Source organism: Pseudoalteromonas sp. SG41-5, from assembly GCF_014164495.1.
GTDB classification, from domain to species: Bacteria; Pseudomonadota; Gammaproteobacteria; order Enterobacterales; family Alteromonadaceae; genus Pseudoalteromonas; species Pseudoalteromonas rhizosphaerae.
Map to the genome: position 1 here is coordinate 21,255 of NZ_JACJFH010000003.1, position 12,190 is coordinate 33,444.

9 protein-coding genes and 1 pseudogene are annotated in these 12,190 nt (G+C 39.1%); 5 read left to right on the forward strand and 5 right to left on the reverse strand.

The features are described from left to right. Nucleotides 1-42: 42 nt before the first annotated feature. Nucleotides 43-921, reverse strand: coding sequence for a LysR family transcriptional regulator (locus H5232_RS01315; RefSeq protein WP_182717031.1), 879 nt, complete (start codon nucleotides 919-921; stop codon nucleotides 43-45). Nucleotides 922-1,032: 111 nt separating this feature from the next. Between H5232_RS01315 and H5232_RS01320 the strand changes: the two genes are divergently transcribed. Then, nucleotides 1,033-2,001, forward strand: coding sequence for a TDT family transporter (locus H5232_RS01320; RefSeq protein ID WP_182830487.1), 969 nt, complete (start codon nucleotides 1,033-1,035; stop codon nucleotides 1,999-2,001). Between the two features lie 64 nt (nucleotides 2,002-2,065). Here the strand turns inward: H5232_RS01320 and H5232_RS01325 are convergent, their stop codons facing one another. The 3 genes from H5232_RS01325 to H5232_RS01335 all read right to left on the reverse strand — a co-directional run bounded on the left by H5232_RS01325 (nucleotide 2,066) and on the right by H5232_RS01335 (nucleotide 4,920). Further along, nucleotides 2,066-2,923: a GyrI-like domain-containing protein gene (locus H5232_RS01325; RefSeq protein WP_149980865.1), complete on the reverse strand. Its 858-nt coding sequence runs from the start codon at nucleotides 2,921-2,923 to the stop codon at nucleotides 2,066-2,068. 128 nt (nucleotides 2,924-3,051) lie between these two features. After that, nucleotides 3,052-4,452 (reverse strand): pre-peptidase C-terminal domain-containing protein, encoded by a 1,401-nt coding sequence (locus H5232_RS01330; protein ID WP_182830488.1) that lies wholly within the window; start codon nucleotides 4,450-4,452, stop codon nucleotides 3,052-3,054. Between the two features lie 294 nt (nucleotides 4,453-4,746). Then, nucleotides 4,747-4,920, reverse strand: coding sequence for a DUF2986 domain-containing protein (locus tag H5232_RS01335; protein ID WP_149980863.1), 174 nt, complete (start codon nucleotides 4,918-4,920; stop codon nucleotides 4,747-4,749). Between the two features lie 471 nt (nucleotides 4,921-5,391). Between H5232_RS01335 and H5232_RS24600 the strand changes: the two are divergent. Further along, nucleotides 5,392-6,621 (forward strand): annotated as a pseudogene (locus tag H5232_RS24600) (methyl-accepting chemotaxis protein); the annotation flags it as partial. A 144-nt stretch (nucleotides 6,622-6,765) separates the two neighbouring features. Next, complete coding sequence (locus H5232_RS01345; protein ID WP_182717036.1) at nucleotides 6,766-8,256, forward strand: dipeptidase; 1,491 nt, start codon at nucleotides 6,766-6,768, stop codon at nucleotides 8,254-8,256. Between the two features lie 64 nt (nucleotides 8,257-8,320). Here the strand turns inward: H5232_RS01345 and H5232_RS01350 are convergent, their stop codons facing one another. After that, the gene (locus tag H5232_RS01350; protein ID WP_182830489.1) at nucleotides 8,321-9,106 is read right to left on the reverse strand and encodes a putative porin; all 786 of its coding nucleotides are present in this window, start codon (nucleotides 9,104-9,106) and stop codon (nucleotides 8,321-8,323) included. Between the two features lie 278 nt (nucleotides 9,107-9,384). On the opposite strand from H5232_RS01350, the gene H5232_RS01355 reads away from it, so the two are divergent. Together H5232_RS01355 and H5232_RS01360 are read left to right on the forward strand one after the other, a co-directional pair. Further along, nucleotides 9,385-10,008 (forward strand): YqiJ family protein, encoded by a 624-nt coding sequence (locus H5232_RS01355; protein WP_257325469.1) that lies wholly within the window; start codon nucleotides 9,385-9,387, stop codon nucleotides 10,006-10,008. A 62-nt stretch (nucleotides 10,009-10,070) separates the two neighbouring features. Beyond that, nucleotides 10,071-12,173 (forward strand): SPFH domain-containing protein, encoded by a 2,103-nt coding sequence (locus H5232_RS01360; RefSeq protein ID WP_182830490.1) that lies wholly within the window; start codon nucleotides 10,071-10,073, stop codon nucleotides 12,171-12,173. Nucleotides 12,174-12,190: the final 17 nt, after the last annotated feature.

Sequence of the window (12,190 nt, forward strand, 5' to 3'; positions counted from 1 at the left end):
GTAAACTACCTATATGTAGCCATGATGTTTAGCATGGCTACATTATAGCTGATCACAAAAATCTATAAACTGCGTTAGCAACGGGTTTTTATATTTGTCTTTATGCATTACTAACCAAAATTGCCTTTGCATAGGGTGATTTAAATTAAGTTTTGTAACGCGGCCATCTTGTAAAGCGTATTGTGCCGCGAGTGACGATAAACATCCCAGCCCTAACCCTTCAGCAACGCTGTTGATCAATGCCTCTGTGGTATTGAGCTCAAAACTTTGGCTCCAATTATCGATATGTGTAGCGAGGTTTTGTAAAAAGAATGAGCGTGAACCAGAGCCGGCTTCCCTTAATACCCATTCGCTGTTTGCTAAGTCATTAAAACTAAGCTGTGGTTTTTTAGCTAAAGGGTGGGACAGCGGCGCAATAATACACATAGTGTCTTTACTAAACACGGTTGAGACTAAGTCGCTTTGCTGGGCTTGGCCCTCTATTAGTGCAATGTCGAGTTCAAAATCGCGCAGTTTTTGACAAATAAGCTCAGAATTTGAAATAAAAACTTGCTGTGAATAATGCAGCTGTTGTTGGCGAAATCCACTAAGTATAGAGGGTAACACATGATTACCAATGGTATCGCTGGCACCTATTTTTAAGGTGCCGCTGGCTTTTGCGTGGGACGAAAAAAGCGTATTAATATCATTTGCTCTGTGCAGTAATTCATCGGCCAAGGGCAGTAATTTTTGCCCTTCTTGATTTAAAATTAAGCGATGATTTACTCGGTCAAACAGTGGGTGACCTAACTGCTTTTCAAGCTCGCTAAGCGCCATGCTCACCGCCGCTTTAGACAAGTAAAGCCGCTCAGAGGCTGCGGTAAGTGTTGCATGCTGAGTAATACCTACAAACACTTTAAGTTGTTTAAGAGAAATATTCATGAGCTTGGTGTTTAATTTTTATGAACATGTGTTCTATATAATTAGATTTAACTAAACAAAATGCAAGGTTAAACTTCTTTATAAGATAAACAGTGAGTGTGGAGTATAAACATGTTTAATTATATAAAAGCCAAAGTAATAACCGCACCTACCCCAATGGGTGGATTAGCATTAGGCATAGCCAGCCTTGGTTGGGCTTGGGAAAATATGTTTAATGTAAATGGCGCAGCGCAATACACTGGGGCGGCAATTGCGAGCGCATTATTATTAATACTTGGCTTAAAATTTTTACTGTACCCACACTTATTAAAGGCCGATTTAGCGCACCCTGTTGTAGGTAGCGTTGTGCCTACTTTTGCTATGGCAACGTTGGTGGTATCTAATTCGTTAGGGCACGTTAATCCATTAGCAGGGGATGTGCTTTGGGTAGGCGCATTTTTATTGCACTTGGGATTTTTATTGAGCTTTATTATTCATCGTGTTCGTGAGTTTAAAATTGAGCACATGGTGCCAAGTTGGTTTGTACCACCGGTGGGTATTATTGTTGCCGATGTCGCGTTCTCGGGTAACCCAGCACTGTTGTTTTTAGCACAAGCAGCACTTTATTTTGGCATGTTAATGTACGCAGTTATGTTGCCGTTAATGATTTACCGGATAATATTTGCTGAGCAAATTCCTGATGCTGCACAGCCCACATTAGCTATATTAGCTGCGCCGGCAAGCTTATCGTTGGCGGGGTATTTCACTGTAGTGACCCAGCCGTCGCCAGTGATAATTGGGGGGTTATTTGGTATTGCCATACTAATGACACTCATTATTTATACGGCATTTTTTAAATTACTACGCCGCAGGTTTTGCCCTGGGTTTGCTGCATTTACCTTTCCCATGGTCATTGGTGCTACGGCGTTATTTAAACTCGCGGATTGGATGCTAACGATGAACGTGGATATGCAGTTTATAAATCAAATACATTACTTAGCGATATTTGAGCTGCTAGTAGCAAGCGCTGTGGTTGGCTATGTAGCGATCCGTTATACGCATTATTTTAGTTCCTTGGCTTTAAACGGCTTGAAGGTGTGAAATTGTAATAGTATGAATACAGAACGAAGAGGCAATAATGAGATTTTGCCTCTGCGGTTAATTATTATTTTAGCGGCAAGTAAATATCAGTTATTAAATCACACTCATCTACTTCATGAATGAGATTTAAGTAATGAAAGAAGCACGGAAAATCTCTAACTTCTTCAGTGCTGTTTGGTAACCATTGACGATATAGATAATAAACAGTGTCGCTGATAGTGTCATGACTGCCAAAGTGCTTGACTAAAGCGCAGCGACCTGCCGGGATCTCACCATTTCTTACGCCATATTGATTATCGCTAATTGGTTGCTTGACGCTGCCGGCGAAGTCAAAGCGAAAATCGTTGTCGTCAGTCACCGCAGGATCGCTATAAGGGATGCCATAAGTATCACTGGTTTTTACCGGTGATAAGCCTGACTCTTTTCGCCATTTAATAAACTGTGCGGCTGTTTCCATAAGCTTAGTGGCCGAACCGTTGTGGGTAAGCAACGCAACAGCTTGCGGTGCAAAGTGAACAATTTCTACTTTCATATTACTAACCTTTAATTCAGGTATTTTAAAGTCAAACTGCGCATGCCAATGTGGCCAGTTTGGTGTGCTTCTGAATTGAGTTGGGGATTGAGCAAAAACACGTTTGAAAGCACGACTAAAAGCTTCAGGACTTTCAAAACTTGCCTCTAATGCAATATCAATAATGCGTTTGTGATGCTCAAAAGCAAGCCGATAAGAGGCGCGCTTTAAGCGAGCAAATTGCGTGTACTTAGTAACGCTTACCCCCATTATTGAGATAAATAAACGATGAAAATGAAATTTAGAACAATAGGCAACGGCACTTAAACTATCTAATGTAAGTGGCTCATCAATATGGTGGTTTATATAATCACAGACATGATGGATGCGCTGTAGGTGCGTGTTTTTCATAGTTACTCGTTATACTTTTATTCAGAAGTGGCGTCAGTGTGACAAAGTAAGAGAATGCCTGCCTGATTGAAATTGCTCAAGTTGCTTTTTAAATAAAAAAGAGCCCAAAGGGCTCTTAACTGGGGGAATTAATAAGGATTGATAGGGGAGTAGAAGTTATTGTTATTACCATTAATGCTCACGTCTAGTTGCATACCATTATGAGCGTGGCTAACCACATTGTAATTATCACCAGGTAGTAGCTTTACTCTATTAATATTTTGATAGTTTACTGGGCTCCCACATTGCAATGTCACTCTTTGCGTATTAGCCGTTTCTTTAAAGATGTAAACTTCATTGCTGCCGTCAACAACACCTGTACCAGAGGCATCGATGAACAGTGAGGTTGCCTCACTGGCTGCAATAGAAAAATACTGATTGCTGTGATGGCCTAAAGACACGATGGCACGCCCCATTCTGTCACGTTCTTGGAAGTGTGTATCGGTTAAGCTGTTGTTTAATACAGGCACATCAATAAATCGACTGCTGAAGTTAAGTGTTTCGTGGCAAAAGTCAGTGACTACTTCATCTGATACTGCGCCAGCAACGCCATCTGGGTCGTACACGCTGTTTGCCATTAACGCCATGCCTGCAGACGTTCCGCCAACGACACCGCCTTTATCAAAAACGTGTTGCACAGCGGTTTGTACTTTTGTACCTTGCCATTGATTAAGATAATCTGATTGGTCACCGCCTGCAATCCATACAAATTCGGCGCTGCGGATAGCCCAGTCAACATAGTCATCATTCGCTTTGTTGCGAGTATCAATGATCAGTGTTTCTACTGAGTTGGTATTCATTAAGTTCAGTAAATAATCGTTGTAGGCGTCAGTACCTGAGGTTCTAAGCACAACAACATCGGCACCGCTGCCAACATGGTTAGCAACGCGATTACTAAATGCTTGATCAACATCGCTGCCACCGCCCATAAGTAATACAGCACCTTGATCAGCTGTTAATGTGTTGCATGAATCAGCACTGCCACCTTGTAAATATGCTTGTAATGAACCTGGCTTTGCAGGGCGAGAGCTATAGCCACAATCACCGCTGCCACTTCCGCCACCGGTGTTACTACCTTCACCAAAATTGACCGTTAAATCGTACCAACCTGTACCGGAGTAACGCGTTACTTTTACATAATAAGTACCCGTTGATTGTGCACTATAACTGCCTGTTTCTGGTACATTGCTAGTTGCCCCTTTGGCAACAGCAGATCCTGTTTCTTGGTATAATGCCCAGTCAAAATCATCGTTAGTGTTGTGCTCAAGGCTGACCTCAATAGGCCCGACTTGAGTTACTTCAAAGCTAAACCAATCAGTATCATTGCGGCTCAACGAGCCTGCAACGGTGGTATTACTACAAAGTTGGGTATTTGCATTGCTTTCAGTGTCGTTTGATTCAACTTCGTTTGTTAAGCAAGCATTGCTTGCAAACGAAAAAAACATGCACGCGGCTAGTGATCCATTAAGAATTGAGAGTTTTCTTTTCATTATTGTTACCTGAATTTTAATTACATAGAAGCCTTCCTACTGCGAGGCATTATTGCTTTTAAATTATTCAGGTTTTTTTATTCGTCGAACCATTCACTTAAATGATAGTTGACAGAACATTCTTGAGGAGCACTAGGAGTGATAATAAATAGTTTGTTCATTTATGCCTCCTAAGTGATTATTGGTGTGTTTCAGCATTGTTGCTGAATATTCAATATTACAGTTAGGTGCTCAACTTGCAACTATTTATTAACTTTTATTTTACTTTCATTCCAAGCTTTTGTTTTTATTGATTTATAAACATGTTTCATCGTTTATAGACTCTATTTGTTGTTCTTGAGCCAGTAATGCTAATTTTTCACGTTCAGCTTTAGACACATAAGCAGGCTTATTACTTTTATGTAATTTTGCATTTGCGCGCTTATCTTTGTTATTAAACTTTGTAACGATTTTCTTTCTGCGATTCATGATCGACCCCATAATTTTAAGATGCGCATTATACTTCGTTGTATGCAAATATGACTAATAAATTTATAAAATGTTTGTTATGTGGGCATTTTAAATGCTCTAACATATTAAAAATTTAGTTGCTCAAAAGTAACAAGATTTACTGATAGCTCATTTATTTTAGAAACTCAACTATCCCTATACTATTATCGTTTATATCTCCTGCGTTTTCTGTAATACCCCTTACTAATTTGATGACTAATCTTGCTCTTTTTAAAATTCTCAACTATTAGATATTATTGATTTTTGTTACTAAATGGTAGTGAATAGTAGTCACAATTAAAGTGTGGCTGTTAAAGAGTAGTGTTGTTAATTCTATGATTTAAATAGCTAATAAGAATGATACAGTCAAAGGATAAAATGATGTTTTTTAAGTCAAAGAATGCTGTTTTAGATAAACATAAACAAACTGACCCAATGACCTCTCAGGCTCAAAAAGAGCTAAATGCAATTAAATCTAATATAGCTTTTATTAGTTTTACAGTGGATGGCATCATTGTTGATGCTAATAAACATTTTTTAGATGTAATGGGGTTTAAGCTTAGTGAGATTGTTGGCCAACATCATAAAATATTTTGTGATTCAGACTATGTAAATTCTGAGGACTATCGCCATTTCTGGCAAGATTTAAGTGCGGGTAAATCATTTGGTGGTACTTTTTTACGTTTTACAAAAACTAAGGTTCCTATTTATTTAGAAGCAAATTATTTTCCAGTTGTAGAAGATGATGGCAGCGTAAGTAAAGTTATTAAAATTGCCAATGACATCACGACTATAAATAATGTGTTGAAGAACAAAGATGCAATTCTTAATGCGCTAGATCTATCGTTAGCAGTCATTGAGTTTGATACACAAGGAAATATTTTAGATGCTAATGAAAACTTTTTATCAACCGTTCATTATTCACTTGAAGAAGTAAAAGGAAAACATCATAAAATATTTTGTGATAAAGAGTTTTATCTTAAAAATCCAGAGTTTTGGCAGAGCCTTAGTAAGGGACGATTTAATTCAGGTCGTTTTAAGAGATTTAGCAAAGATGGTCGCATTTTGTGGCTTGAGGCAACTTACAATCCAATCTTTGATGAAAACGGTAAGGTATATAAAGTTATTAAGTTTGCATCAGACATAACAGAGCGCGTTAACTTAGCATTTAACACGATTGATCAAGCTGCGACTATTTCAGAGGAAACCAGTCAAGTAACTTCCAATGCAGTAAATATTTTAGGCTTAGCTGTTGAAACATCAAAAAACATTGCTGAACGAGTTAATAATGCAACGGCAACAGGGAAAGAGCTTAAAATACAGTCTAAAAGTATAGTTGATATTGTGGTTACTATTCGATCTATTGCAGATCAAACAAACTTACTTGCACTTAATGCTGCAATTGAAGCTGCTCGAGCTGGTGAAGCTGGACGTGGCTTTGCTGTCGTTGCTGATGAGGTGCGCACACTTGCAAGTAATACCGCAGAATCGACCGCAGAGATAGGCCGTGTCGTTGAGCAAACTCAAGCGTTGATAAGTCAAATGGATGAACTATTAGGATCTGTCGCTGGTATTGCAAACGAAGGGCAAGAAAGTATTTTAGAAGTATCTCAAGGGTTAAGTGAAATTACGCAAGGGGTTAAACGTTTTGTTGAAATGGTTGATCAGATGAAACCTTAAGTTTCTTACAGCCTATTATTTACCTAGCTGCTTTGCTCTATGTTTTATTAATAATAAGTTGTCGGTCTATCGCAAAGCATTGTTCGTTATTAAGCCAGAGCGTTATAATTGTGATTCTTAGTTGTTAATTGAATGGGACTTGTTTTGAAAAAATTAGCTTTAGCTAGTATCGCTTTATTGGCCTTTAACGCACATGCAAAATTAAATAAGATTAATGACAGCGTTGCTGATTATGCTGTAAATACCTACCAAAGTGCGCAAATTCATACCTTAGCTAATTTAGTATCATTCCCGACGGTTAATAAAGACGGCATCAATACTCCTGATAATCCCGACTTTATTGGCTTTAAAGCTTTGTTAAAAATGAAAGCTGCTGAACTTGGTTTTGATTACCAAGATTTAGGTTACACCGTACTTATTGGTATGGGGCAACAAACTGAAAAGGTAACCATAGTAACCCATGGCGATGTGCAACCTGCCAACGCAAGTAAGTGGAAAAAAAGCCCGTTTGAAATAGATAGTACCTCAGAGCCAGGTAAATTAATTGCGCGTGGAACAGAAGATGATAAAGGTGCTATCGCGACCGCTTTATATGCAATGAAAGCTATAAAAGATCAACAGATCACACTTAATAATCGTATTGAGTTGATGATTTACTTAGCTGAAGAATCTGATTGGGGTCCGCTTGAAGAGTTTATGAAAAGCTATCAGCAGCCTAAATATGCGGTTACTATTGATGCGTCATACCCGGTGGTTGTCGCGGAAAAAGGTTGGAGCTTAATTGCACCAACGTTTAATGCTACCTCAGCACAAACAGGAGTGTATGTAAGTGAACTTACTGGCGGCGCTTTTAAAAGCCAAATACCAGAAGATGCGAGTGTGGTGTTACATAACGCCGATACTGCGTTAGTCAGCAAACTTAAACATGCAGCGAGTGCGCTTAACGCTGTGGAATTTAACTTTAGCGAGCAAGCTGATGGTGTTGTTATCAGCGTAAAAGGGTTGTCTGCTCATTCATCAGAGCCAGAATCTGGGGTTAACGCCATTGCTTACTTAGCGGAAGCTTTTAAAGGTATTGAGCTTGAGAATAACAGTGATGGCCAAGCAATTGCGTTTATTAATCAGCTAATTGGTCTTGATATACATGGTAAACAGTTTGGTGATATTGCTTATAAACATGACTTTATGGGACCTATGACAGTAGCTCCAACGCTTATTGAACGTGATGGTAATGAACTCACACTTGCAGTGAATTTACGTCGTCCAATGGGTAAAGATGAAGCGGTATTACGTACGCAAATTGATACCGCACTGAGTAATTGGCAGGTGAGAAATAACGTAAAGTTATCTGGTGTTGATGTGGTGATTGGCACGCCAATGTTGCTCGACAGCGCACCTCATGCACAAGCATTGTTAGATATTTTTAAACATTTTACCGGTGATCAAGAGGCTGGGTTTGTATCTATTGGTGGTGGCACCAATGCCAAGTTATTTGATAATGCGGTATCGTTTGGGCCATCAATGCCAGGCAAGCGCTACACCGGTCACTCAGAGCATGAGTTTATTACCTTAGAGCAACTTAAGTTAAACCTTAAAATGTATACAGCAATGATGATAAAGCTGGGTAATATGTAACTTAGGTTGTCATACACACAAAATAAAACGCCGCTAAATAGCGGCGTTTTTGACTTTTTACTTATTAAAACTGTGCGACAAATTTAATGCTATATACCTCACCGTCCGCTCTGTCGAAAAAGTTAGCAGTGAAGTAATATTGACTATCAATGAAGTACTTAGCTTCAAGTAATAATTTAGAATCAGCAACACCTGCACCAACCGCAACATGGCGATTAAAATAATAATTTGCAAGGCTAGTTATATAAGGATTAAAGTTATTATAGTGATAAGCAACATCTACAGCTAAATAACTATCAGCATTAAGATGTGCAAAATAGCGAGTTGATAAGCTCCATATTTCTAATTCATCGTCAGTGTTAGCTGTAAGGCCTAGGTAATCGCTATCATTAAGTTGATAGTTATATTGCGCTGTAAACCGATAGATCGTGTCGATATTTTCAAACTCTTGCATTTGCACAGATACTTTTAGATCGTCAGCAAATAAATAACCAACACCTACAGAGTAATCATCTGTTTCACTCAAATCAGAAAATTCTAAGTTTGCAAACCAGTTACCGTAAAAACCTTCGCCAAATACGCCAAAGCTGTTGGCTAAATCATTATTGGAATAATCTAATTTGATATTTGAATCAGTGTCTAAGTAGCCGTAATCATCCCATACGCCAGAGTTTTGCTGCGGCGCAAAATAATAATGGCTCGATAAGTCAATAGTGTCATAGTCATAACCTGTATTTTCTAAGGTTGTGTATTGAATTGAGTTGAACCATTGACGAGTTTCAGACTGCTGCGCATTAACAGTGGCAGAGCAAGATAACGCAAGTAATGAAATAGGCAGAAAATAACGCATTTGTGTCCTTTCTTGACGATTTATATATAGTTTCGTTGCTATGGGTACAAAAATAAAGCGCGAATGTTATAGCCAATTAATGTTGATTGCTAGTTCTACTCGACTATTAATTTAGCCCTTAAGTCGTTAATTAAGCTAAGTTAACGTTTCAAAGTAGTCATTCATTTACAATTTTTTATATTAACAACGTTGATTTTCCATAAAACACTTAACATTTACGCGACTAAATGATAAAAAGTTTTATCGCCTACTGCGTTTAAAATAAATGGATAGTTGTAATGATGGAATTTTTAAACTTAGCGCTTACTTTCCCCACCGTTATTTTTTCAGCCCTGTTGTTAGTTGTGATGTTGTTTTGGCTAATAACCCTTATTGGCTTTGCTGATATTGACATGTTTGAATCAGATCTAGAAATTGAAGCCGATGCGTCGCAAAGCTCAGGCTTGAGTTCATGGTTTAGCATGGGGTTTGGTGGCATCCCAATTACTGTATCTATTAGTCTCGTAGTGATGAGTAGCTGGTTGATCAGCATCTATGCCCATAAGTTTTTTGCCTACCTGTTAGGCGATGGTATGTGGTTTTATATTTTTGGCGTGCTAATGCTGGGCGTTTGTTTGCTGATTGCTATGCCAATTGCGGCCATTATTTCTCGGCCATTACAGCGCTTTTTTAGCAGCGCACAAACCTCGCAAAGTTCAGATTTACTGGGTTTAGAATGTGTTGTTGTTACTGGCAAAGTAACTAATACATTTGGCCAAGCACGGGTTAAATTTCAAGGTACTGAGCAGTTACTTGAAGTTAGAGCTGAAAATGACGAGCAATTTACATCAGGTGACACAGCGGTGTTGCTTGAACACCTCAAAGAGCAACACTGTTACATTATTACCGCCAAACCTTGGTAATACCCTAGTTTATTTAGGGGTAAGTAACACATAATAAATCGATAATCACGTTAGGACATAACATGGAATTTTTAGATAATCTCATACCTATATTGACATTTGTAGGTATAGCAATCGCTGTTATTTTTGCTATTTTGCTAATTATCGGCAAGTTTTATCGCAAGGTAGAGCAAGGCCAAGCACTGATCATTAATAAAATGAAGAACGAGCCCGATGTCACCACTACGGGCGGAATTGTTTATCCTGTGATCCATAAAATGGAAGTGATGGACATTTCAACCAAGCGCATGGTGCTTGAGCGTAAAGATAAAGGCGGTTTGATCTGTAAAGATAATATTCGCGCCGATATCGCCATTACTTTTTATATTCGTGTTAACGAAAACAAAGAAGATATTTTACGCGTTGCTAAGCAAGTCGGTTGCGCCCGTGCATCAGAGCACGCCACATTGCAAGAATTGTTTGAAGCGAAATTCTCAGAAGCACTTAAAACTGTTGGTAAGCGAATGGATTTTGTTGAGTTATTTACTCACCGAAATGAATTTCGCGATAATATTAAAGAAGTGATTGGCCAAGATTTATCGGGTTATTCACTTGAAGATGTTGCTATTGATTACCTTGAACAAACGTCAATTGATAAGCTCGATCCGCAAAATATTCTCGATGCCGAAGGTATTCGCCGCATCACTGAAATGACCGCAGTACAAAATGTATCTACCAATCAATTGAAGTGTGATGAACGCGCTAAAATTGAGATCCAAAATCAAGAAGCCACCGAAAAGTCACTGGAAATTGAGCGCCAAAAGCAAGATGCCATGTCACGTCAAGTGCGCGAAATTGAAACCGTGAAAGCCCGCGAATATGCCGAAGCTGAAAAAGTACGCCAAGAAGAGCGCTTAAAATCAGAGCAAGCCCGCATTCAAACAGAAGAAGCGATTGGCATTAGCGAGCAAAATAAGCAACGTGAGCTTGATATTGCCGAACAAAACCGATTACGCGTTTTGGGTATTGAAGAAGAGAAAGTTGCTCGTTCACGTGAAATTGAAGTGATCGAACGTGAAAGAGAAACCGAAATCCTGCGCATCAATAAAGAAAAAGCACTGGAAGTAGAACGTAAAGAAATTGCCGATGTAGTGCGTGATCGCGTGATTGTTGAAAAATCAGTGGCTGAAGAAGAAGAGCGCATTAAAGATGTGAAGGTACTCGCAGGTGCAGAGCGCGAGAAGAGTGCGATGATCATTCGTGCCAAAGCCGAAGCCGAACAGTCATTAGTAAAAGATATCGAAGCTGCAAAAGCGCAAGAGCAAGCCGCAGAATATAAAGCTCGTGAGCTTGAAACAATGGCCAATGCAGAGCTTAGAATTGCTAATCAACAAGCTGAGTCGAAAAAGATTTTGGCGCATGCGCAACAAGTTGAAACAGCTGCTAAAGGGCTTGCTGAAGCGGATGTTATTAAAGCGAAGGCGCAAGCAAATGCAATTCAAGGTGAAACTGATGCTAAAGTAATGCGTCAAAAACTTGAAGCTGAAGCACAAGGTAACCGTGAAATTGGTTTATCTCAGGCGCAAGTACAAACAGCCATGGCTGATGCGAATGAGAAACAAGGTGAAGTGGAAGCGATTAACCTTGAGCGTAAGATGCGCGCCGAAGCAAAAGGCCTTGAAGAGAAGCTACAAGCCTTGAATGCGATGGATCAAGATGCTCGCGATTACGAAAGCTTTACGCTGCAGCTTAACCAACAAAAAGAGCTGGTATTGGCAAAAATTTCAGCCAGCAAAGATATTGCCGAGCATCAAGCACACATTATGGCGAAAGCCTTAGGTAATGCTGATATCAATATTATGGGCGGCGATGGTCAGTTCTTTAATCAATTTATGAGTGCAATCAGTTTAGGTAAATCAATTGATGGCTTAGTTGATGAAAGTAAAACCGTACAAACCGTATTTAAAGATCACTTAAATGGTGATCGTAATTTAATTGAAGACCTAAAAGGGGTGTTAGCTGGGGCGAATGGCTCAGCCGAAACACTTAAAAACTTCAACATGAGTAAGTTATTAAAGCAGTTAAGTAATACCTCTGCGGCTGAAAAAAGCCAATTACTAAGCATGTTAGGCGGTAACTTAGGTGGTGGGTTAGATGAGAAAATTAAACTAGATCCAAAAGACTAGCTTAATTTCTAAGTTCT